The organism is Bradyrhizobium sp. Unk1 (genome assembly GCF_059512345.1).
The window spans coordinates 221,771-242,715 of record NZ_JCAMOP010000011.1 but is presented as its reverse complement, the minus strand read 5'-3'; the positions used below and the strand labels follow the sequence as shown (position 1 = coordinate 242,715).

The 20,945-nt window shown below is 64.1% G+C and carries 23 protein-coding genes; 21 read left to right on the top strand and 2 right to left on the bottom strand.

Going from position 1 to position 20,945, the window contains the following annotated elements:
- From AC5ZFO_RS16720 to AC5ZFO_RS16625, 20 genes are all read left to right on the top strand, one after another.
- On the top strand, positions 1 to 270 hold a 270-nt coding region (locus AC5ZFO_RS16720), incomplete at its 5' end, for a flagellin (protein WP_496122241.1).
- 309 nt (positions 271 to 579) lie between these two features.
- Positions 580 to 2,208: a flagellar basal-body MS-ring/collar protein FliF gene (gene fliF, locus AC5ZFO_RS16715; protein ID WP_282523018.1), complete on the top strand. Its 1,629-nt coding sequence runs from the start codon at positions 580 to 582 to the stop codon at positions 2,206 to 2,208.
- Complete coding sequence (locus AC5ZFO_RS16710) at positions 2,205 to 2,900, top strand: hypothetical protein (protein WP_496122240.1); 696 nt, start codon at positions 2,205 to 2,207, stop codon at positions 2,898 to 2,900. Before fliF ends, AC5ZFO_RS16710 begins: the two co-directional genes overlap by 4 nt.
- Before the next feature lie 6 nt (positions 2,901 to 2,906).
- Positions 2,907 to 4,247, top strand: a complete 1,341-nt coding sequence (locus tag AC5ZFO_RS16705) for a MotB family protein (RefSeq protein WP_282523016.1) — start codon at positions 2,907 to 2,909, stop codon at positions 4,245 to 4,247.
- A complete protein-coding gene (locus AC5ZFO_RS16700) occupies positions 4,244 to 5,434 on the top strand; it encodes a chemotaxis protein (protein WP_496122239.1) in 1,191 nt (396 codons plus the stop codon). Before AC5ZFO_RS16705 ends, AC5ZFO_RS16700 begins: the two co-directional genes overlap by 4 nt.
- Positions 5,431 to 6,762 carry a flagellar hook-length control protein FliK gene (fliK, locus tag AC5ZFO_RS16695; protein ID WP_282523014.1) on the top strand — a complete coding sequence of 444 codons (1,332 nt, stop codon included), beginning with the start codon at positions 5,431 to 5,433 and terminating at the stop codon, positions 6,760 to 6,762. Before AC5ZFO_RS16700 ends, fliK begins: the two co-directional genes overlap by 4 nt.
- On the top strand, positions 6,713 to 7,294 hold the full coding sequence (locus AC5ZFO_RS16690) for a lytic transglycosylase domain-containing protein (RefSeq protein WP_282523013.1): 582 nt from the start codon (positions 6,713 to 6,715) through the stop codon (positions 7,292 to 7,294). Before fliK ends, AC5ZFO_RS16690 begins: the two co-directional genes overlap by 50 nt.
- A gap of 97 nt (positions 7,295 to 7,391) precedes the next feature.
- On the top strand, positions 7,392 to 8,624 hold the full coding sequence (locus tag AC5ZFO_RS16685) for a flagellar hook protein FlgE (RefSeq protein WP_282523012.1): 1,233 nt from the start codon (positions 7,392 to 7,394) through the stop codon (positions 8,622 to 8,624).
- A 34-nt stretch (positions 8,625 to 8,658) separates the two neighbouring features.
- Positions 8,659 to 10,134 carry a flagellar hook-associated protein FlgK gene (flgK, locus tag AC5ZFO_RS16680; RefSeq protein WP_282523011.1) on the top strand — a complete coding sequence of 492 codons (1,476 nt, stop codon included), beginning with the start codon at positions 8,659 to 8,661 and terminating at the stop codon, positions 10,132 to 10,134.
- Between the two features lie 3 nt (positions 10,135 to 10,137).
- Complete coding sequence (locus AC5ZFO_RS16675) at positions 10,138 to 11,184, top strand: flagellar hook-associated family protein (RefSeq protein WP_282523010.1); 1,047 nt, start codon at positions 10,138 to 10,140, stop codon at positions 11,182 to 11,184.
- Positions 11,185 to 11,245: 61 nt separating this feature from the next.
- Positions 11,246 to 11,590, top strand: coding sequence for a flagellar biosynthesis regulator FlaF (gene flaF, locus AC5ZFO_RS16670; protein ID WP_282523009.1), 345 nt, complete (start codon positions 11,246 to 11,248; stop codon positions 11,588 to 11,590).
- Positions 11,590 to 12,009, top strand: coding sequence for a flagellar biosynthesis repressor FlbT (flbT, locus tag AC5ZFO_RS16665; protein WP_282523008.1), 420 nt, complete (start codon positions 11,590 to 11,592; stop codon positions 12,007 to 12,009). Before flaF ends, flbT begins: the two co-directional genes overlap by 1 nt.
- Before the next feature lie 15 nt (positions 12,010 to 12,024).
- Entirely contained in the window at positions 12,025 to 12,444 is a 420-nt protein-coding gene (gene flgD, locus AC5ZFO_RS16660) for a flagellar hook assembly protein FlgD (protein WP_282523007.1), read from the top strand.
- Positions 12,441 to 12,707 (top strand): flagellar biosynthesis protein FliQ, encoded by a 267-nt coding sequence (fliQ, locus tag AC5ZFO_RS16655; RefSeq protein ID WP_014492683.1) that lies wholly within the window; start codon positions 12,441 to 12,443, stop codon positions 12,705 to 12,707. The genes flgD and fliQ overlap by 4 nt, the downstream gene beginning before the upstream one ends.
- A gap of 76 nt (positions 12,708 to 12,783) precedes the next feature.
- Positions 12,784 to 14,865 carry a flagellar biosynthesis protein FlhA gene (gene flhA, locus AC5ZFO_RS16650; protein ID WP_282523006.1) on the top strand — a complete coding sequence of 694 codons (2,082 nt, stop codon included), beginning with the start codon at positions 12,784 to 12,786 and terminating at the stop codon, positions 14,863 to 14,865.
- Positions 14,862 to 15,614, top strand: coding sequence for a flagellar biosynthesis protein FliR (gene fliR / locus AC5ZFO_RS16645; RefSeq protein ID WP_038956957.1), 753 nt, complete (start codon positions 14,862 to 14,864; stop codon positions 15,612 to 15,614). Before flhA ends, fliR begins: the two co-directional genes overlap by 4 nt.
- A 6-nt stretch (positions 15,615 to 15,620) precedes the next feature.
- Complete coding sequence (locus tag AC5ZFO_RS16640) at positions 15,621 to 16,040, top strand: hypothetical protein (RefSeq protein WP_282523005.1); 420 nt, start codon at positions 15,621 to 15,623, stop codon at positions 16,038 to 16,040.
- Entirely contained in the window at positions 16,037 to 16,522 is a 486-nt protein-coding gene (locus AC5ZFO_RS16635; protein ID WP_282523004.1) for a rod-binding protein, read from the top strand. The genes AC5ZFO_RS16640 and AC5ZFO_RS16635 overlap by 4 nt, the downstream gene beginning before the upstream one ends.
- Positions 16,523 to 16,561: 39 nt before the next feature.
- Positions 16,562 to 17,074, top strand: coding sequence for a flagellar biosynthesis protein FlgN (locus AC5ZFO_RS16630; RefSeq protein WP_282523003.1), 513 nt, complete (start codon positions 16,562 to 16,564; stop codon positions 17,072 to 17,074).
- On the top strand, positions 17,071 to 17,529 hold the full coding sequence (locus tag AC5ZFO_RS16625; protein WP_282523002.1) for a hypothetical protein: 459 nt from the start codon (positions 17,071 to 17,073) through the stop codon (positions 17,527 to 17,529). Before AC5ZFO_RS16630 ends, AC5ZFO_RS16625 begins: the two co-directional genes overlap by 4 nt.
- Positions 17,530 to 17,651: 122 nt before the next feature.
- Here AC5ZFO_RS16625 and AC5ZFO_RS16620 read toward each other — a convergent pair whose 3' ends face one another.
- A complete protein-coding gene (locus AC5ZFO_RS16620; RefSeq protein WP_028147148.1) occupies positions 17,652 to 18,422 on the bottom strand; it encodes a response regulator transcription factor in 771 nt (256 codons plus the stop codon).
- An 816-nt stretch (positions 18,423 to 19,238) separates the two neighbouring features.
- Here AC5ZFO_RS16620 and AC5ZFO_RS16615 point away from each other — a divergent pair.
- Positions 19,239 to 20,171: a hypothetical protein gene (locus AC5ZFO_RS16615; RefSeq protein ID WP_496122238.1), complete on the top strand. Its 933-nt coding sequence runs from the start codon at positions 19,239 to 19,241 to the stop codon at positions 20,169 to 20,171.
- Positions 20,172 to 20,185: 14 nt separating this feature from the next.
- Here AC5ZFO_RS16615 and AC5ZFO_RS16610 read toward each other — a convergent pair whose 3' ends face one another.
- Complete coding sequence (locus tag AC5ZFO_RS16610) at positions 20,186 to 20,767, bottom strand: MarR family winged helix-turn-helix transcriptional regulator (protein WP_282523000.1); 582 nt, start codon at positions 20,765 to 20,767, stop codon at positions 20,186 to 20,188.
- Positions 20,768 to 20,945: the final 178 nt, after the last annotated feature.

Genomic DNA, 20,945 nt, shown 5'->3' with positions numbered 1-20,945 from the left:
GGCTACATCGCGCAGGTCACCGCCGCGATCAATACGGTGGCTGGCGCTGCTGCCGATCTTGGCGCCGTCAAGAACCGAATCGCGACCAACTCGGAGTTCGTCAAGAACCTGATGGACTCGGTGGATCGCGGTGTCGGCCAGCTCGTCGACGCCGACATGAATGCGGAATCGACCCGCCTTCAGGCGCTGCAGACCCAGCAGCAGCTCGGCGTTCAGGCGCTCTCGATCGCCAACCAGAACAGCCAGAGCATCCTCGCACTGTTCAAGTAAGCTTCGGCTTTGGAAACAACCGTGCTCCCCCTGGGAGCACGGTCCCTGCCATGACCGGCGGGTGTGGCGGCACAAGACGTGCCCGTAATGGAAGCTCTCCCGACGCCAGACGTCATGCAACACGCCGCAGCCGATCGCGCTGCCATGCACCCGCGCGCCCGCTTGTTGCTCCTGACCTGATCGCGTCGTCCAGAATTCTTGTAAAATTGCAACGCCTCGCGCGCGAACCGACACATTCGCCTCCTCGCGCAACCTTCAGACAAGGTTGGCAGCGGAGTGTCCCATACGTTCGCATTGGTACGAGGTCACATGCTGCTCAGTCGTGCGCAGATACAGCAACTGCTCAACAATCTGCTGGAGCTTGGGCCGCGGCGCCTGATGGCCTTGGGACTGATCGGCTTTGCCGTTCTCGTCACCGTCGTCGGCGGCGCCTATTATCTGAGCCGGCCTGAGTTCGAAACGCTCTATACCGGGCTTTCCCGCGAAGACGTGACGCGCATGGGCGCCGCGCTGCGCGAGCAGAATATCACATTCGACGTCAATACGGCCGGCGACGCCGTCTCGGTGCGCCCGAGTCAGACCATGCAGGCGCGGATGCTGCTTGCCGAGAAGGGGCTACCGACCAGCGCCAATTCCGGCTACGAGCTGTTCGACAAGATCGGCTCGCTCGGCCTGACCTCGTTCATGCAGGAGGTCACCAAGCTGCGGGCGCTGGAAGGCGAGATCGCGCGCACCGTGCAGTTGATGAAGGGCGTCAAGGCGGCGCGGGTGCATATCGTGATGCCGGTGCGCGGCTCGTTCCGGGCGACGCAGCAGCCGCCTTCGGCGTCGGTCGTGCTGCGCACCGACGGCGCGATCGAGGCGCGTACGGCGCAGTCGATCCGACACCTCGTCGCGGCGGCCATCCCCGGCATGAGCCGCGACAAGGTGACGGTGCTGGATGCCGATGGTTCGATGCTGCTCGCCGAAGAGGACGAGGCGAGCGCGGCGCCGACCAAGATGGCCAGCCTCCAGAAGACGGTCGGCGGAATGGTGCAGGAGAACATCCGCAAGGCGTTGACGCCATATCTCGGCCTGGACAATTTCGAGGTGAGCGTCGCGCCGCAGCTCTCCACCGACAAGCGCCAGACCAACGAGACGGTCTACGACCCGGAGAGCCGCGCCGAGCGTTCGGTCCGGAACGTGCGCGAGAAGGAATCGTCGCAGAATGCGGATCGTTCGACGCCGACCACGGTGCAGCAGAACCTGCCGGACCAACAGGTAAATGCCGGCGGCACGAAGAATTCCAGCGAGGACAAGACCCGCCGCGAGGACGTCACCAATTTCGAGGTGTCGTCCAAGACAACGACGACGGTGAGCGACGGTTATTTGGTCAAGAAACTCTTCATCGCCGTGCTGGTCAATCGCGCGCGGCTCGTCGCCGATCTCGGCGACAAGAGCAATCAGGCCATCGTCGACAGCAAGCTCGCCGAGATCAGCCAGCTCGCGGCGACGGCAGGCGGACTGGACAAGCAGCGCGGCGACCAGATCCAGGTGACGGCCGTCGACTTCATCGAAGGCTCGCGCGAACTGGCGCCGGTGCCGCCGATCAGCTTCGTCGAGATGATCAACAAGCAGCTCGGCAGCGTCATCAATGCGGTGACCATCCTGGCCGTTGCCTCGATGCTGGTCTGGTTCGGACTTCGCCCCGCGGTCAACGGCATTCTGACCCATCGCGCGGCGCAGGAGCAGACCGAGGCGGCCGAGGCCGCCGAGCTTGAAGCGGCCACGGCGCTTGCATTGGCCGACAGTCAGGACCCCGAGCTCAACCTCGTCGAGGATCTCGAGGGCAAGATGCAGCGGACGCCGCAGAAGCGGCTGGAGCAGATCGTCCGGCTCGATCAGATGCAGGCGGCGGCAATCCTTAAAGACTGGATGCGACGCGAGGAGGCAGCATGAACGCGGCTATCGGAAAACTCCTGACGCAGTTCGACGCGAATGGGCGCGCCAAGTCTCCACCGCCGCCTCCGCCCCCCAAGATCCAGGATGTGCTGACAAGGCCGATGGAGGTGCGGCGCGAGCCTCAGCCGCCGCGTCAGGCCCAATCGCAGCCACAGCTTCAATCGCCGCCTCCGGCGCCCGAGGCGGAAGCTCCGCCGGTCAATCTTCTCGAAGATGCCTATCGTCGCGGCCACGCCGCCGGTGTCGCGGAAGGCGATGCCAGGGTTGCCGAGGAGCGCGTCCGCAGCGCGATCCGGCTCGGCGAGGAGCGGGCCAAATGGTCCGACCAGCAGGCGGTCACGATCGTGGGCGGCTTCGAGAAGGCCTGCCGCGAGATCGAAACCAACATCGCAAGCTCGGTCGCGCGGATATTGCTGCCCTTCCTCGCCGACGCCGTCCGTGACAAGGCGATCGGATCGCTGGTCGAGCAGATCGCGGCGCTGACCGGCAATTCGCCGGTGCCGGTGTTCAAGATCACCGGCCCGGGCGAATTGCTCGATCTGGTGCGCTCGCAGCTCCAGGCGGCCCGGCGAACCGGGATTGAATACGAAGCCGCCGAGACTTTCGAGGTCCGCGTCGTCGCAGACCAGACCGTGATCGAGACGCAGATTGCGGCGTGGAGCGAACGTCTGAACGAGGCGCGCCGGTAGTCCGCCATGGAAGAAGTCAAGCACGAGCTGGTCATCATCCGCAGGCGCAGCGCCTTCGCCGAGGAGGCGCATCACGGTGGCGTCTGGAAGATCGCGTATGCGGACTTCATGACCGCGATGATGGCGTTCTTTCTGGTCATGTGGCTGCTCAATGCGCTCAACCAGGACCAGAAGCAGGTGGTCGCGAGCTATTTCAACCCGATCAAGCTCGCGGAGAACGCACCCGCTCCGAAGGGCCTCAAGGATCTCAGCAAGAAGGAGCCGACGCAGTTCGAAGGCCAGGATGGCAAGCGTCAGCCAGCCGGGCCGAACGAAGAACGTCGCGGAGACTCGCCGACTGCGGAGAAGCCTGCCTCCTTCGAAGAGAAGGTTCTGTTTCGCGATCCCTACGCGACGCTTGCCGAGATCGCCAACAGCGCGAACCAGTCCTCGGGCCAGCGCCGCGCCGGCGCGCTGACCTCCGCCGAAGAGGACGGCCTCAAGGGCGGCGATGCTTACCGCGATCCCTTCGATCCCGGCTATTGGAAGTTGGCACCGCAGACATCCAAGGATGCGGATCACTTCGTGGACAGCGAGCCAAAGCCGAACGCGTCCGCGCGCGACAACGCATCCGGGACAGGTCAGGGCGAGCCGCAGGCGCAACGTGCCAAGCAGGACGATGCCGGCGGTAGCGTGGCTCCGAATGCGGACGCGTCGTCTGCAAGCCTGTCGCCCCTGCTGCCGCCGGGGCCTGCGCCTTCGCAGGCTCAACGCGATGGCAGTGCCCAGGCGAATGCGCCGCAACCGGGCGCCCAGGCTGGCGCTCAAGCCAATGCCGCCGCGCAGCCACGCCCCGGCGATCAAGCAAAGAATTCCGAATCGCGCGATGCGGCACAGACCCAGCAGCCGACCGTCAAGCAGCTACAGTCCGCGATCGCGGATGCGCTGTCGGACATCAAGGCCGGTGCGGGCCCGGTGGCCGAGGTGCGCCAGGTCGAAGAAGGCCTTCTGATCAGCCTGACCGACGATGCGAGCTTCGGAATGTTTGCGGTCGGGTCCGCCGAGCCGCGGCCCGAACTGATCCGCGTGATCGACAAGATCGGGCCGCTGGTGACGAAGCGCCAGGGTGTGATCATCGTGCGCGGCCACACCGATAATCGGCCGTACAAGTCGGAGACCTACGACAATTGGCGGTTGTCGACGGCGCGCGCGCAGATGGCCTATTACATGCTGGTTCGCTCCGGCGTCGATGCGCAGCGGATCGAACATGTCGAAGGCTATGCCGATCGGCGGCCGAAGCTTCCGAGCGACCCGGCGGCGGCGCAGAACCGCCGGATCGAAATCCTGATTCGGGAGAAGCGCCCTTGACCAGGCCGCTCCTGGGCGCCGCGCTGCTGATGTTGCTGCCGTTCACGACGGTGTGCGCGTTTGCCGATCCGGCACCGTCCCCGGCTTCAACCTCGGGCGAGCCCTATGAGCTCGTGCGCACCTTGCAGGCGGTGCAGGATGGCATTGCCCGTGGCGACACCGCGGCGCATGGCAGCCACATCGCGCTGACCCGGCAGGTCGGCGAAAAGTTCCTCGCCGCCGATCCGGGCGTGTGGAGCAACGCGCAGAACGGCCAGGCCATCATCATCTATTTGCTCAGCGGCGGCGGGCCGCAGGTCGTCCGAAAGCTGCCGCGCGACAAGCTGAACGTCGACGAGCGGCTGTTCAATGGTGCGCTGGCCTATGTCGAAGGCCGCCAGGACGAAGCGCGCGAATTGCTCAAGGACGTCAAGCCGCGCACGCTGCCAACGGGCCTGGGCGGACAGGTCGCGCTGGTCCAGGGCGCGCTGTTCGCGCGCGCCGAGGCATCGCTCGCGATCGAGCGCCTGGACGACGCGCGGCTGCTGTTGCCGGGCACGCTGGTGGAGGAGGCGGCGCTGCGGCGCGAGATCCTGCTGGTCGGACAGGCCGAGGATTTCGACAAGTTCGAGTTCCTGACGCTCGCCTATATCCGCCATTACCGTAACTCGGTCTACTCCGGGGACTTCTGGCAGCGCTTCGCCTCCGGCCTGACGCAATCGAGCATTGCCCTCGATGAGCGCCGCTTTGCGCGGATCGTCACTCTGCTGGAGCAGATAGATCGCGCGAGCCGCCTCAAGCTTTATCTCGTGATCGCGCGCACCGCGATGGTGCATGGACGGCTGGCGGTGACCCGGCTTGCCGGCGAGCGTGCGCTGACGCTCAGCGCCGATGCCTCGGAGGATCGCGAGCGCGCGCATTTCTTCCGCGGCGTCTCGCGGGCGCTCACTGATGAGTATGACGGCGGCATCGCTGAGTTGAAGGCCCTGGACCGCTCGAAGTTGCCCGAGCGCGACGTTCCGCTGCTGAATGCAACGTTGCAGCTCGCACTCGATGTCCGCAAGCCGTTCGCGGGCGGATCCACCGCCGCCGCCGACAAGCCTCCGGTCACGCCGGCGCGTCTCGATCTCGCCTCGTCGACCGAGATGCTTGCGCGCGCGCGGAAGCAGCTGGGCGAACTCGAACGCCTTACCAGGGATCGCCCATGACGAAGCTCAGTGGAACCTCCGGACAGGTCTTTTCGGGTCTCGCCGAAAGCCTCAACATGCGCGGCGCATCGCGCTCGGGCAAGTCTGCCGGAGCGAAATCGCCGGCAGATTCGTCGTTCAACGACCTGCTGCACACCGTCTCGAAACTCGCGAAGCGGGCGCTCAGCGACGAGGGCGGCAGCACGAGCGCGAAGGCCGGATCGCTGCGCACGCACCTCGCGCGCCCGGCCGACAAGGACAAGACGGTGCGGGAACGCACCAAGGCGGATGACGAGCCCGAATCCATTCGCAAATCGGCCGACGAGAAAACTGAAAAATTGCCGGAGACGCAAACTCCGGTCGACCACGGCGCGAAGACCGATGTTTCGGCCCGATCCAGCATTCCGGCGGTCGTCGAACAGCAGCTCGCCGCCGTGCCGGCCGTGAGGCCGCAGCTGCAATCGCCGGCGGTCGACAAGAAGGACGCGCCTGCGCGCGACGAACGCTCTGCTACGACGAAGCGTGAGGTCCAGGGCGCGGCGAAGGTCACGTCTGCCGAACCCGCACCGCCCGCTGCCGCTTCAACGGGCACGCGCCCGCAGGCCGCGCCTTCGCAGGCGGCGGCAGCCGCGCAGCAAGGCAGCGATGCGTCCTCGAAGGCAATGCCTGCAACGCAAGGCTTCGAGGCCGTCACGGCCAATGTCGAACGCGCCGTCAAAGCCTCGGCGCGGGACGCATTGCCCGAAGCGACCAAGGTCACCGTGGTCCAGCAGGAGACCCATCTGCCGCCGGCGCAGTTCAGCGCCACGCAGCAGGTCGCCAACGCAGTCGTCGCCGAGCTGAAGGAATCGCCGGCCCCGACGGCGTCCACCGTCCCCGATCTTGCGACGTCGCAGACCAATGCGCCTGAGCCGCTCAAGATCCTGACGATCAATCTCGAACCGCCGGCGCTCGGCAACGTCACGGTACGCCTTCGTCTCGTCGGCTCGGAGGTCTCCGTTCACCTCGCGGCCGCGCGCAAGGACACCAGCCTGATGCTGGATCAGCAGCGCGACTCGATCCGTGATCTCATGCAGTCGGCGGGCTATGTCGCCGACGTCGCGCCCGTGCAGCACGGCTCGCTGGACGGATTCCAGAGCGGCTCCGGCCAGTCGCAGTCGCAGCCGCAGCTCTCCGGCCAGCAACAGCCATCGTCGCAGTCGCAAGGTACGTTCGGCGGCGCCGGCACGTCGTCGGGGCAATCGGAGGGCGGCGCGAAGCAGGCCCGGCAGGAGCGCCAGTCCAACCAGGAGACGCGTCATGACCAGGACGTGGGGCCGCATACTCGCCGCGGCCCTGTTTATCTGTAGCTCGGGCGCCGCGCTAGCTGCGACCGACAACGCGCGCCCCTGCGAGCGCGAGATGGCGCGCGCGTCCCAGCAGCATGGGATTCCGCTCGGCATTCTCTATGCGGTCGGCCTCACCGAGACCGGACGGCGCGGTTCGCTCCATCCTTACGCGCTCGGCGCCGACGGCCAGACCGTGTTCGCCAAGGACATGAACGACGCGATCGTGAATTTCGAGGCGATGCGCAGCAAGGGCATCAAGCTGATCGACCTCGGTTGCATGCAGATCAATCACTATTATCACGGCGACAAGTTCACGTCGGTGCGGGCGATGTTCGATCCCGCGAAGAACGTCGAATACGCCGCGCGCTTCCTGAAAGAGCTGAAGCAGCGCGAGGGCAGCTGGACCATGGCGGTCGCGCGCTACAATGCAGGTCCCAACAATCAGCCCGCGCAGAAGCGCTACGTCTGTCACATCGTCGCGCATCTCGTCTCCAGCGGCTTCGGAGCGTGGACCGACAAGGCGCGCTCGTTCTGTCAGCCGAAGACGACATGATCGCTACCACCTGAAAGTTGTGCACGGATCCCAATCATCAGCTCCGCGCAAGCAAGAACCCGCATTGTAGATACAACCTGACAAAGGAGCCTACTTCATGAGCCTGTATGGTGTTATGCGCACCGGCGTTTCCGGAATGAGCGCGCAGTCCAACAAGCTGTCGACGGTTTCGGACAACATCGCGAACGTCAACACGACCGGTTACAAGCGGGCTTCGACGGAATTCTCGTCACTGATCCTGAAGAGCGGCTCCGGCAATTACGACTCCGGCGCCGTCGAGACGAAGGTTCGCTACGCCATCAGCGACGCGGGACACACGCAGTTCACCACGTCGACCACGGACCTCGCCGTGCGGGGCAACGGCTTCTTCGTGGTGTCGAACGCCGCCAACACGCAGCAATATCTGACGCGCGCCGGGTCGTTCGTGCCGGACGCTCAGGGCAATCTAGTCAACGCGGCCGGCTACTACCTCCTGGGCCAGCCCGGTAAGGTGACCAATTTCTCGCAGAACAGCCTGTCCGGCATGCAGATCGTCAACATTGCCCAGGTTTCGCAAGTGCCCGTGCCGTCGACGGCGGGAACGCTCACGACCGGCAATCTGGATCCGAAAGCGGCTGTGATCGCCGGTCCGCCCGGGCCGGCGTCATATTCGTCGAAGAGCTCGATCGTGGCCTACAACAATATCGGCCAGGCCGTTACGCTCGACGTCTACATGTCCCACACGGCGACGGCCGCCGGCTCTGACACCTGGCAGATTCAGGCTTACAACTCCGCGACAGGTGCGTCGGTCGGTGCCGCCACCACTTTCACCTTCGATACGACCGCAACCGGCAAAGGCACGCTGGCCGCGGCGAGCCCGACGACTCTCGCCCTCACCGTTCCAGGCGGTGCGGCGATGAGCCTGGACCTGTCGAACATGACCCAGGTCGGAACCGACTTCAGCTTCAAGGCGACTGTCAATGGCAGCGTTCCATCGGCCATCGACAAGGTCGACGTCGACACTGCGGGCCACGTGACGGCGATCCTCAAGAACGGGCAGCAGCTGACGCTCTACACGATCATGATCGCGGACGTCGCGAGCCCCAACAATCTGACGCCGGAGCCCGGTAACGTCTATTCGACCAACATGAATTCCGGCAACGCGCAGGCCGGGAATGCCGGTACCGGCGGTCTCGGCACGGTCCAGTCGGGTGCGCTGGAGGCCTCCAACGTCGACCTCGCAGACGAACTCACCGGGATGATCGAGGCGCAGCGCGGCTTCACTGCGAATTCGAAAACGTTCCAGACCGGTTCCGACCTGCTCGACGTCGTCGTCAACCTGAAGCGCTGAATCCTCACGCGCTCATTCCGGGCAAGAGCAAATCATGTCCCTTACCGCCGCTCTCGACTCCGCTCGCGCGTCGCTCATGGCGTCGGGCATCCAGTCGTCGACGATCTCGCGCAACATCGCCGGTGCCAGCGCCGCCGGCTATTCGCGCAAGATCGCCGTGCTGGACAATCTGCCCGGGGCCGGGGTCTATGTGGCGGCGATCCAGCGTGCCGCCAGCTCGGGTCTCTATAATAACGTCTTGATCGCGACGTCCGGGTCCGCCAAGCAGAATGCAATCCTGGACGGTCTTCAGAAGATATCGGCCTCGACAGTGGACGATCCCCAGCTTGGGCAGTCGCCGGCTGCCCAGCTCAACAAGCTGAAGCAGGCGCTCCAGCAATATGCCAACGCTCCGGACAACACCACGCTGGCGCAGGCGGCGGTCACGTCCGCCAAGGACATGGCGACCGCGCTCAACCAGGCCACCAAGACCGTGCAGACGGTGCGCCAGGGAGCGGATGCCGACATGGCGACTTCGGTCGGGAATATCAATCAGCTCCTGACCCAGTTCGATAAGGTCAACACCGCGATCGTGAAGGGGACGATCGCCGGTGACGACGTCACCGATTATCTCGACCAGCGCGACAACATCGTCTCGAAGATGTCGCAGGAGGTCGGCGTCTCGATGACGCTGCGCGCCAACGGCGACGCGGCGCTCTACACCGACAGCGGCGTCGTGCTGTTCGACAAGTCGGCGCGCTCGGTCAGCTTCGCGGCGACCAACATCTATACGCCCGGGACCACCGGCAATGCTGTCTATATCGACGGTGTCCCGGTCACCGGCGCCAATTCCGTGATGCCGATCAAGACCGGCAAGCTCGCTGGCCTCGCCCAGTTGCGCGACAACGCCACGGTCACGTATCAGAGCCAGCTCGACGAGATCGCACGCGGCCTTGTCGAATCCTTCAAGGAGGTCGACCAGTCCGGCGCGGCGCTGCCCGACCGGCCCGGCCTGTTCACCTATCCCGGCTCACCCGCGATGCCCGCTAGCGCGACCGTCTCGGTCGGCCTGGCCGGCTCGATCAGCGTTGCCGCGTCGGTCGACCCGGCCCAGGGCGGCAATCCCAACCTGCTGCGTGATGGCGCGATCAGCGGCAACGTCGCCTACAGATACAACACCACCGGCAATGCCGGCTACTCGACCAGGCTGCAGCAGCTCATCGGCAACATGGATGCGTCGCAGCCGTTCGATGCAACCACGCAAGGCAAGCCGAGCGGCAGCTTGATCGACTTCGCTGCGTCGTCGACGAGCTGGATCGAAAACCAGCGCAAGGCCGCGGACGACAACGCCACCTACCAGAACACGCTGCTCGACCGCAGCTCCGCGGCGCTGTCGAACGTCAGCGGCGTCAACATGGACGACGAGATGTCCTTGATGCTTCAGGTCGAACGTACCTATTCGGCGTCGTCGAAGATCATCTCGACCGTCGACCAAATGTTGAAGAGCCTGCTGGCAGCCGTGGGGAATTAAGTCATGATGAGCGCCAACTACATCTCGACCCTGATGCTGTCTTCGTCGTTGAGGTCCTCGATCACGAACAATCAGGCCGCGCTGACCAAGGCCTCGAAGGAAGCCACCACCGGCCGCTTCGCCGACGTCGGCCTCGAGCTTGGTGCCACGACCGGAAGCGACGTCACCCTGCGGGCGGACCTGAGCTTCGCCGATCAACTCGTCGATACCAACGGGCTCGTCTCGGGGCGCCTGGACACGACGCAGAACCGGATCACCCAGCTCGGTACGACCGCAACATCTTTCCTCAAGGACCTGATCGCGGCCCGCAGCACCGACGGCGGCGGGCGGATCGTCCTGCCGCCTGCGTCCGCCAACCTCCAGGACCTGATCGGCGCGCTGAACGTCTCCTATAACGGTTCGTATCTGTTCTCGGGCATCAACACGCAGAACCAACCGATCACGGCTTACACTGCGGGCTCGGCCAGCAAGAACCAGGTCGACGCCGATTTCCTTGCGACCTTCGGCTTCTCGCAATCCTCGGCCAGCGTAAGCACCATCACCCCGGCGCAAATGCAGACTTTCCTCAACACCACCTTCGATGCCGAGTTCGCGAGCCCGGCCTGGAACACCAATTGGTCAACGGCCACCGACCAGACCATGCAGAGCCGTATCTCCACGACCGAGATCGCCGATACGTCCGTTAGCGCCAACCAGATCGGCTTCCGTAGGCTCGCCGAGGCCTATACCATGATGGCGGATCTCGGGAACGCGAAGCTGAGCCAGGACACGTTCCAGGTCGTCGTGGACAAGGCCATCGACCTCGTCGGTACCGCCATCACGGACCTCGCTACGCTCGGCGGCAGCGTCGGCACAGTCCAGCAGCGGATCACCGGCGCCACCGAAAAGCTCAAGACGCAGCAGGACATTCTGAACAATCAGATCGTCGGTCTGGAGGCGGTCGACCCGACGGAGGCCTCGGTCCGGGTCAACACCCTGCAGACCCAGATCAAGACGGCACTGTCGCTGACGTCGCAGCTCCAGCAGATCAGCCTCATCAACTATCTCTGAGCCGGGGTCTGTCACCTTTGTCTTGGTCTTGTTATTCGGTCTCCTGCGCAGAGTGGTTCTGATGACGTTTGAAGCCTATGAAGCGGTTGTCGACGATAGCGGCTATGAGGCGCGGGGCCGCGAGCGGCAGGCGCTCAGTCTCGGCATCGACCGGCTCGAGCGGATCCGGAGCGGACGTTTCAGCTTCGAAGATCTGGTCGAGAGCCTGCTCTATGTGCGGCGGCTGTGGACGATCTTCATTGAGGATCTCGCCCATCCGGAAAACGCACTCCCGGAAAAGCTGCGCGCCGACATCATCTCGATCGGTCTGTGGGTCATCAAGGAAGCCGACCGGCTTCGCGAGGAGAAGTCGAACGACGTGATGCAGCTCATCGAAATCAACCGCCTGATCCGAGACGCCCTCTGATGAAAATATCCTTGCGGGCGGGTGAGCGGATCTACGTCAACGGCGCAGTGCTGCGCGTGGACCGCAAGGTCTCGGTCGAGCTCGTCAACGACGTGATGTTCCTGCTCGAAGGGCAGGTCATGCAGGCTTCCGACGCCACTACGGCGATGCGGCAGCTCTATTTCATCGTCCAGCTCATGCTGATGAACCCGACGGATATCGGCGCCGCAGTCGCGCTCTACGGGGAGCATCATGCGGCCCTGCTCGCGGTTTGCGAGAGCCGCCAGATGCTCGACGGGCTTGCCGCGATCCACGAGCTGGTCCGCACGACCCGCTATTTCGAGGCGCTCAAGCGGATCCGGGCGCTGTTCCCGGTGGAGGACGCAATTCTGGCCGGCCTGGCCGGCGTCGCCACCGAGATCCCATTCCAGGCTGCCTGACAGCGGAGAGGCTACATGAACGTCACCAGCGCGACCGACAGCACCAGCAAGTCCAATACGACCGATTCCACGAAGAACACGGCGAGCAACACCGTCGACTACAATACCTTTCTTCAGCTCCTCGTCGCCGAGATGAAGAACCAGGATCCGACCAATCCGATGGATACCTCGCAGTACATGAGCCAGTTCGCGCAGCTCTCGACGGTCGAGCAGGCCATGCAGACCAATTCGAAGCTGGATGCGCTGCTGTCTTCGCAGTCGCTGTCGCAGGCCAACGGGCTGATCGGAAAGACCGTCAGCTTCACCGACGCGACCGGCGCAACCTTCAGCGGCAAGGTCGCTTCGATCTCCATCAACAGCGACGGCTCCGTCGCAACCCTCGAGAACGGCACGAAGGTCGCGGTCGGGCCCGGGCTTACGATCAGCCAGTCATGAACGAGCGGGACGCCCTCGACATCGTCCAGGCGGCGATCTGGACCATCATCGTCGCCTCCGGCCCCGCCGTCGGCGCCGCGATGCTGGTCGGCACCGCCATTGCGCTGATCCAGGCGCTGACCCAGGTCCAGGAGGTGACACTGACCTTCGTGCCGAAGATCATCGTCATCCTCCTGGTCGTTGCCGTTTCCGGCTCCTTCATCGGCGCCCATCTCTCCACCTTCACCGAGATGGTCTATTCGCGGATCGAGCACGGCTTCTGATCTGCGAGAGCCCGGCCACCACCCTCGCGTAAGCTTTGCACGGCAGATTGCGGGGCGGACCCTCTGCCGGTGACCCATGGCCGATACATTAGCTGCTAGCCTGCCGACCCCGCGACGATTTGGGGCCGACGCCTTTTTCGCGGGCGGTATCGTGGCCATGCTCACGATCCTGTTCCTGCCCATACCGCCGATCCTGATCGACCTCGGCCTCGCCTTCTCGATCGCGCTGTCCGCGCTGATCCTGATGGTCGCGCTGTGGATCCAGCGGCCGCTCGACTTCTCCGCCTTCCCGACCGTGCTGCTGATCGCGACGATCCTGCGGCTGGCGCTCAACGTTGCGACCACCCGTCTGATCCTGTCGCGGGGCGGGGAGGGCGAACAAGCCGCGGGTCACGTCGTTGCCGGCTTCTCGAAGTTCGTCATGGGCGGCGACTTCGTCATCGGTCTGATCATCTTCGCGATCCTGGTGACGGTGAATTTCGTCGTGATCACCAAGGGTGCAACGCGTATCGCCGAAGTCGGCGCCCGCTTCACCCTGGACGCCATCCCGGGCAAGCAGATGGCGATCGACGCTGACCTTTCCGCGGGCCTCATCGATGACAAGGAGGCCCAGCGCCGGCGCCGCGAGCTCGAAGAGGAGAGCGCGTTCTTCGGTGCAATGGACGGTGCTTCGAAGTTCGTCCGCGGCGACGCAATCGCCGGCCTGCTCATCACGGCGATCAACATCTTCGGCGGCATCATCATCGGCGTGACGCATCACGGGCTGACGCTGGCACGCGCCGCCGACGTCTACACGAAGCTCTCCGTCGGCGACGGTCTGGTATCGCAGATGCCGGCTCTCATCGTGTCGCTGTCGGCGGGCCTGCTGGTCTCGAAGGGCGGCACCAGGGGCTCGGCGGAACAGGCGGTGCTGCGCCAGCTCAGCGGCTACCCGCGCGCGGTGTCGGCCGCCGCGTTGATGATGTTCGTGCTCGCCCTGATGCCGGGGCTGCCGATGGCACCCTTCTTCCTGCTCGGCGGCGTCATGGCCTTCGTCGGCTATTCGTTGCCGAGGCGGCAGGCGGCGCGGGAGCGGAAAGAGGATGCGCGCAAGGCCGACGAGCGGGCCCAGGCCGATGCCAAGGAATCCGTCAAGGAATCGCTCAAGACCGCAGAGATCGAGCTGTCGCTCGGCAGCCATCTGTCGGTCCATCTGCTGGGCTCGCGCACCGAGCTTGCGCACCGGGTCAGCAAGCTCCGCAAGAAGTTTGCCAAGCAATACGGCTTCGTCATTCCGGAGATCAAGCTCAGCGACAATCTGTCGATCGATCCCAAGGGATACCAGATCCGGATCCATGACACGCGTATCGCCCAGGGCGAGCTGCGGCTCGGCGAGGTGCTGGTGCTGGTCGACAAGGACGGCAAGCCCGACGTGCCCGGCGAAGAGGTGATCGAACCCGCTTTCGGCATGAAGGCGCTGTGGGTAACGGAAGCTTTCACCGACGAGGTCAAGCGTCAGGGCTGCAAGCCGGTCGACAACCTGTCGGTGCTGCTCACGCACTTGAGCGAAGTGCTCAGGGCAAATCTCGCGCAGCTGCTGTCGTACAAGGACATGCGCGGGCTGCTCGACCGTCTCGATCCCGAATACAAGCGCCTGGTCGAGGATCTCTGCCCGTCGCAGATCTCCTATTCGGGCCTGCTGGCGATCCTGAAGATCCTGCTGGCCGAGCGCGTGTCGATCCGCAACCTCCATTTGATCCTGGAGGCCATTGCCGAGATCGCACCGCATGTGCGGCGCTCCGAGCAGGTCGCGGAGCATGTGCGGACGCGACTTGCCCAGCAGATCTGCGGCGACCTTTCCGACAACGGTGTGCTGAACGTCGTCCGCCTCGGCAATCGCTGGGACCTGGCGTTCCACCAGAGCCTGAAGCGCGACGCCAAGGGCGAAGTCTTCGAATTCGACGCCGATCCTCGCCTGATCGAGCAGTTCGCAACCGAAGCCAGCGCCGCGATCCGCAAATTCACCGAGAACGGCACCAGCGTGGTTCTGGCGGTGACCCCGGAAGCCCGCCCCTATGTCCGGATGATCCTGGAGCGGGTGTTCCCGACCTTGCCGGTCCTGTCGCATGTCGAGGTCGCGCGCAGCGCCGAGATCAGGGCGCTGGGAGCCATATCGTGATCAGCGGCCTGGCCGACAGCGTGCTGGTCACGTTCATCGTGTTCTGCCGCATCGGCGCCTGCCTGATGCTCGTGCCCGGCTATTCCAGCGTCAACGTTCCGGCCCAGGTTCGCCTGTTCGTCGCGCTCGTCACGACGTTTGCGCTGACGCCGATCCTGATCTCGGTCCTGAAACCTCTCACCGACAACGCCGCGCCGCTGACGCTTGCGCTCCTGATCTGCTCCGAGCTCGTGGTCGGCAGCGTCATTGGGCTCGGCGGGCGTGTGTTCTTCCTCGCGCTGCAGACCATGGCGACCGTGATGGCGAGCGCGATCGGGCTGAGCAACATCCCGGGAACGCCGGTCGGCGACACCGATCCGGCGCCGGCCCTGGTGCCGCTGATCATGGCCGCCGTCACCACGCTGTTCTTCATGACCGACCAGCACTGGCAGGTCTTGCGCGGGCTGATGAACTCCTACGACGTCTGGCAGCCCGGCAACAGGATCGGCGGCAGCATGGCACTCGACCAGCTCGTCAGCCGCCTGTCCGAGGCGTTCGTGCTGACGCTGCGGATCACCAGCCCCTTCATCGTCTATTCGGTCATCGTCAACCTCGCGGTCGGCCTGATCAACAAGCTGACGCCGGCGATTCCGGTCTATTTCATCTCGGTGCCCTTCGTGCTGTTCGGCGGCTTCCTGCTGCTCTACCTCACCAGCGACGAGCTCCTGACGCAATTCATGCTCGGCGTCTCGTCGTGGCTGGCGGAGTGATCGGTCATGACGTCGCGCGCGGACAAGCTCGGCCGGATGGTCTCGCTCGTGAAGCTTCAGCTTCGGCTGTCCGAATGGCAGCTCGCGCATCTGCGGCAGCAGGAGCGCAGCTTGCAGGACGAGCAGGAATGGCTGGTAGGAACCCTCAACGAGGGCAAGCCGCCGGCGGGGTCGTCGAGCGAATCGATCGCGCGGCGCCTCAACAGGACGAGCGCCGGTGCGCGCGCGGTCCAGGCGCAGGCATCGCAGCAGCTCGACCAGGTCCGCGCGGAGACCCGCCGTGTGAAACAGCTCGAGCAGGTCGCGAAGGCCGCGCTCGCAGACAAGCTTCGCGACGCGGAGGCGCGCTCGCTCGAAGAGATGACGGGAATAAGCCCCGCCGTGCGCGACTGGACGCCACGGCCAGCCAGCCGGAACAAGATATGATCGTGACAGCGACGCCCGACCTCGTTCTCGATGTCCTCGATGCCGCCGACCCCGTGACGCAGCGGGCGGCGACCGCGAAGCTCGATGCGCTCAAATCGTCGGACGCCGATTTCGCCGCCACGATGGACGCGGAGGTCGGCAAGGCCAAGGCGGCGACTGCCGATCAATCCGCGGCGCAGGCTGCCGAAGCGCAGCAGTCGGGCGCGGTGAACGGGCCGCCGGTGCGGGTGATCAAGGCGCCCGCATCCGGCGAGGTGTACCGGAAGTTCGAGGCGTTCATTCTCCAGACCTTCGTCGAGACGATGCTGCCGAAGGAATCGGAGGAAGTCTTCGGCAAGGGCACGGCTGGCGGCGTCTGGAAGTCGATGCTGGCGGAGCAGCTTGGTGCTCAGCTGGCAAAGGGCAAGGGCATTGGCATTGCCAAGCAACTCGCCGCTGCGCAACCGGCGGGGCCCGGCGTTACGGAAAAGACCGGATCATGATCCGGGAATGGGTGACAGAAGTTGAGGGGTGAATTTCCTATGCAAGCACAAGAAGGTGCGGCGGTCCTGGTGGTGGAGCAGCCGGTCGTGGACGCCGAGGCGATGACGTTGGAAGCGGCAGCAGGCGATGCGTTCTTGCCCGCGCTGCTGCCGAATCTCGGCAGTGACGTGGAGAACGACGGCACCGACGCGGCGAGATCGGACGAGGTGAGTGGCCTGCTGTCTGCGATCCGCCGGCTTGAGAACATCGTCGAAGAGGAGACGGTCGCGCTCGCGACGGGCAAGAAGATCGATTTCGACGACTTCAGTGCCCGGAAGAGCCGGAGCATGCTCGAATTCGTCCGCTTGATGCGGGCACGGATGCATCTCGGCAACGAGGTCGAGATCACCGAGGAAATCCAGCGGTTGCGCGAGAAGCTCGAGCGAAACCGTTCCATCCTCGAAATGCACTACGATGCGGTGCGCGAGGTCGCGGCCATCATCGTCAAGGCGATCAAGGAAGCCGAGTCGGACGGCACCTATACCGGCCGCACAGCACAGGACGGAAAATGATCAGACTCGTGCTGGCCGGGCTCTGGGTATGCATCCTCACCGCGGGCACGAGCTATGCCGTGGCCTATTGGAAGGAAAACGGCAGCCTGCTGCCGGCGAAGGACGAATATCTCGACGGCCTTCAATACCAGAAGACGCGGGCGCTGAGCGTGCCAATGGTGGAGGGCGGGAGCGTGCAGGGCTACATCGTGGCGCGCTTCGTCTACACTGTTGAGGCGCGGACCATGCACCAGCTCAACGTCCCGCCGGAGCCGTTCGTCGTCGACGAGGCGTTCCGCAGGATTTATGCCGACGACCGCCTCGATTTCAGGAAGCTCGCCCGCTACGACCTTTCCATCCTCACGACGGCCATCAAGCAGCGCGTCAACGAGCGGATGCAGGCCGACGTCGTCCAGGACGTCCTGGTCGAGGACTTCAACTATGTTTCCAAGGAAGAATTCCAGCAGAAGCCGTAGCTGTCGCGGCGCCGGCATCGCGAGGCCGCTGTTCCGCCATCCCTGCCGCTGAAAGTGCAACGGCCTCTGCGAAGGGTACTCCGCAGAGGCCGTTGTCGGTTTCGTGGCGGTTCCCTGCCGCGTCAGTTTCCGGCCGGGTACGCCGCCGGGGCGGCATGTGCCCTGTTCAGGAGGATACCGACCTCGTCGAGTTCCTGCATCGGCACGTCGATGGTCTCGCCGGCAGGGATGTTGAGGCGGTATCCGACATAGCGCCGGGCCACGATCGCGTCGAAGCCGAGGCGGTCGCGGAGTTTCTTGCGCAGCTTGCTGACGTGGCTCTCGATCACGCTCTCGTCGAAGGTCGACTCGAAGATGCCGTAGACCGCGTTGAAGATCTGCGTCTTGGTGATCCACTTGCCGTGGTTGCTGACCATATATTCGAGAATGCGCAGCTCGCGGCGGGGCAGGGTGAGAGCGTGGCCCGCGATCTCGGGGTCACGTCCGTTGAAGAAGACCTGGATCCTGGTCTCGCAGGGCCTCGGTAGCTCGCCCACCCGGCGGCGCGCGATTGCGGCCGTTCGGGCGAGGATCTCGCGCAGGTGAATCGGCACGTGGACGACGTCGTCGACGCCCGATTCGAACAGCTCAAGCGTGTTCTTGAGCATCTTCTGGCCGCTCATGGCGATGATGGGTGCCGAGGAACGCTTGCGCATCGCCCGCGGCAGGCTTCCGCGGGCATCGCAGTCCCCGAGGAGAAAGGCGTCGACCGCCGCCAGATCCGGTTCACTCGCAGATTGTAACCAGTCCCAGAATTCTCCGGAGGAGAAGCCGATCGACGATACACCTTCGCGAACGAGCCCTCCAACGTAGCTGTTCGTGACGCTCTCGCGATCATCAACGATAATATACATTAGTCTTTCGCCCCTGTTTCGCACTTGTTGCGGCCGGATGGTTGTTGTGATGCCCGGCTCGGCAACCATGCTGTTTGACGATATTTCCATCCCGCGAACCGTTGTTATGGTTTCGATATTCGCGGGCAGCCCTACGCATTCAGTGCCTGCGTGCGCAGGCCTGCTACTTCGACTCGATACTGAACGCTTACTGCGTGAGGCCCGGCGGGTTCTTACGGATCACCCCGCGGAACGGATTGAGACAGACCTAGAACAGTTGCGCCAACTTGCTTATCGCGTCCGAACGCACCTGAACTCTGTCGATCTCCTCGCCAACTGGCGAGAATCACTTGAGTAGGACCGTAACAATTGCCGATTTCCGATCAAGCGCGCGCAACAAAGCGGTTGCTATGCGTGTTTGATGCTGTTGATTCGTTTCTGGTTGTTTCTTTGTATGTTCGATCGCATCAGTTGATTTGATGATCGAACTAGTTTTGCACCGTAGCGTTTCTAAAGTTCCGCATCCCCGCGTAATCACAGCTGTTTTGTGCGGTGCCACGGGTGATGCGCACAATGGGGTTTTCAACCCGGGATTGACTCTCCTGCTGGTGTTTCCCCGTGCGACAATTCGACTCATGTATGGCGCGGCGACTCCAGCTTGGCGAAATCTTGGCGAGTGTGTGTCTTTCGAGTCGCACTCTCGCCACGTCCATGACGCCTTTGACTCATGCGACGTCGCATCGGGCGCGATGAAAAGTTTTCGCTGCGCACGTTTCAGGCAAGCTTCGGCAAATAACTTCACCGTTCGATAGATCGAACCGAACGGAGCATTTTCACATGTTGTCCGATGGACAAGCTCGTCCCAACGCGACCGCTGATCTTTCAGCGGCGGCGAAGCCGGCTCCGGATGCGCGCGATACAAACACGACACAGACGGCCAAGCCCGCTGCAAGCGCGAAGCGTGTGTCGGCTGCGGCGAACGACGAAACTCTGGCGAAAGAGGCGCTCGAGGGGCTTAAGCGCATTCGCGCCAAGGCGCGCCTCGACAAGATGGCGATACCGAAGCCTGCGCCGACCGTGATCAAGCCGGCCGTGATAGTGGCCAAGCCGCCGCCGCCGCGTCCGACTTGGGTCGCGCCGCTCGCAACATTGGCGGTCGCTGCGATTCTCGTGGTCTGCGCCTGCACCGGCGTGATCGCCTATCTCACCACGCAGCCAGCCCAAAGCAACGTTGCCGCCAATACGGAGATCAGGAATCTGCGCGAGACTGTCGCGCTGCTGCGCAAGCAGGTGTCGGGCGTGTCCGAAAATCTCGACGGCCTGCGCACCGCGGTCGATCAGTCGAGCAAGGCGACCAACGATCGCTTCGGCAGGTTCGCCGAGAATCTCGACCGTATCGAGCGGGTGAGCTCGTCCTCGACGGTGAAGCTGGACAAGCTCGCCCAGGCTCAGGCCCAAGCGCCGGCACCGGCGGCCGTCGCCTCGCAGCCGGCCTCGCAGACGATGCCGATGATGGCCTCGGTTGCCGCGCCCGAGATCACGGGTTCGGTTCCTCCGTCGGCGCCGCGCAAGGTGGTCAAGGGCTGGTCGGTCCGCCAGGCCTATGAGGGAATTGCGATCCTGCAAGGCCCGAACGGCGTCATCGAGGCCGTGCTTGGCCAGCAGGTACCCGGGCTTGGCCGCATCGAAGAGATCAAGAACGAGAACGGCCGTCTGGTGGTGGAGTCCAGCGGTGGCGTCATCTACTCGTCACGCAAGGCAACGCCATGATCGAGGGCCGCCTCCTATTGGCGATGATGCTCGAAGCTGGTGCATAGCAGATCGATCTCCGTCTCCGCGATCGGCGCGCGAAACAGGCGGCAGCTGAACTCGGCGGCGCCGGGCTTGCCGTCCGTGGCGGTGCCATCTTCGCGCAGGAAGATGCATCGCTTGCAGACGTCGGTATGGTGCCGCTGCTCGGCCGCGTCCGCCTGATCGAGCACGTGCCGGAGCGTGTCGCGAAAGCGGATCTTGGTCTCGTCGTCGAGGACGGCGATCGGCTCGAGGAGAACGCTGATGGGGTCGCGCACCAGGAACTTCTTGCCCTGCTGCGTCACGCTCAGCGTCACCGATCGCTTGTCCGTCGCGGAGCGCTTTCGCTCCAAATATCCGAGCCGCTCGAGTTCGCCGATGATGAAAGAAGCGGTGCCGCGCGTGGTGCCGACGTAGCTCGCGAGCGCCGAGGGCGTTCGCGAGAAACGGTTGGCGCGGGAGAGAAAGCGCAGGGCCATCCATTCGCGGTCGCGCAAGCCATGCTTGGTGCCTTCAAACCACAGGATGCGGGCCATCTGTCCCAACAATTCAATCGCTTCGCGAGCTAAAATCATTTCAGTTCCAAGTCGGACAAGCTTTATTCAATTGAGCCTTTGGTAGCGCAATCTGGGAAGTTGCTCCGTCGTGCAGATGGAACTTCCGGCCGTGGAACTAGAGCGTCACAAAGAAAGTTCGAGTAAATCGCACGGCTCAACTCTTCTGAAAATTTCAGTCAAATCACGACAGCTTGCA

Bases quoted from the DNA above. Each gene is read 5' to 3' on its own strand.
- fliF (WP_282523018.1), top strand. From the start codon at position 580: ATGCTGCTCAGTCGTGCGCAGATACAGCAACTGCTCAACAATCTGCTG.
- AC5ZFO_RS16710 (WP_496122240.1), top strand. From the start codon at position 2,205: ATGAACGCGGCTATCGGAAAACTCCTGACGCAGTTCGACGCGAATGGG.
- AC5ZFO_RS16705 (WP_282523016.1), top strand. From the start codon at position 2,907: ATGGAAGAAGTCAAGCACGAGCTGGTCATCATCCGCAGGCGCAGCGCC.
- fliK (WP_282523014.1), top strand. From the start codon at position 5,431: ATGACGAAGCTCAGTGGAACCTCCGGACAGGTCTTTTCGGGTCTCGCC.
- AC5ZFO_RS16690 (WP_282523013.1), top strand. From the start codon at position 6,713: ATGACCAGGACGTGGGGCCGCATACTCGCCGCGGCCCTGTTTATCTGT.
- AC5ZFO_RS16685 (WP_282523012.1), top strand. From the start codon at position 7,392: ATGAGCCTGTATGGTGTTATGCGCACCGGCGTTTCCGGAATGAGCGCG.
- flgK (WP_282523011.1), top strand. From the start codon at position 8,659: ATGTCCCTTACCGCCGCTCTCGACTCCGCTCGCGCGTCGCTCATGGCG.
- AC5ZFO_RS16675 (WP_282523010.1), top strand. From the start codon at position 10,138: ATGATGAGCGCCAACTACATCTCGACCCTGATGCTGTCTTCGTCGTTG.
- flaF (WP_282523009.1), top strand. From the start codon at position 11,246: ATGACGTTTGAAGCCTATGAAGCGGTTGTCGACGATAGCGGCTATGAG.
- flbT (WP_282523008.1), top strand. From the start codon at position 11,590: ATGAAAATATCCTTGCGGGCGGGTGAGCGGATCTACGTCAACGGCGCA.
- flgD (WP_282523007.1), top strand. From the start codon at position 12,025: ATGAACGTCACCAGCGCGACCGACAGCACCAGCAAGTCCAATACGACC.
- fliQ (WP_014492683.1), top strand. From the start codon at position 12,441: ATGAACGAGCGGGACGCCCTCGACATCGTCCAGGCGGCGATCTGGACC.
- flhA (WP_282523006.1), top strand. From the start codon at position 12,784: ATGGCCGATACATTAGCTGCTAGCCTGCCGACCCCGCGACGATTTGGG.
- AC5ZFO_RS16640 (WP_282523005.1), top strand. From the start codon at position 15,621: ATGACGTCGCGCGCGGACAAGCTCGGCCGGATGGTCTCGCTCGTGAAG.
- AC5ZFO_RS16635 (WP_282523004.1), top strand. From the start codon at position 16,037: ATGATCGTGACAGCGACGCCCGACCTCGTTCTCGATGTCCTCGATGCC.
- AC5ZFO_RS16630 (WP_282523003.1), top strand. From the start codon at position 16,562: ATGCAAGCACAAGAAGGTGCGGCGGTCCTGGTGGTGGAGCAGCCGGTC.
- AC5ZFO_RS16625 (WP_282523002.1), top strand. From the start codon at position 17,071: ATGATCAGACTCGTGCTGGCCGGGCTCTGGGTATGCATCCTCACCGCG.
- AC5ZFO_RS16620 (WP_028147148.1), bottom strand. From the start codon at position 18,422: ATGTATATTATCGTTGATGATCGCGAGAGCGTCACGAACAGCTACGTT.
- AC5ZFO_RS16615 (WP_496122238.1), top strand. From the start codon at position 19,239: ATGTTGTCCGATGGACAAGCTCGTCCCAACGCGACCGCTGATCTTTCA.
- AC5ZFO_RS16610 (WP_282523000.1), bottom strand. From the start codon at position 20,767: ATGATTTTAGCTCGCGAAGCGATTGAATTGTTGGGACAGATGGCCCGC.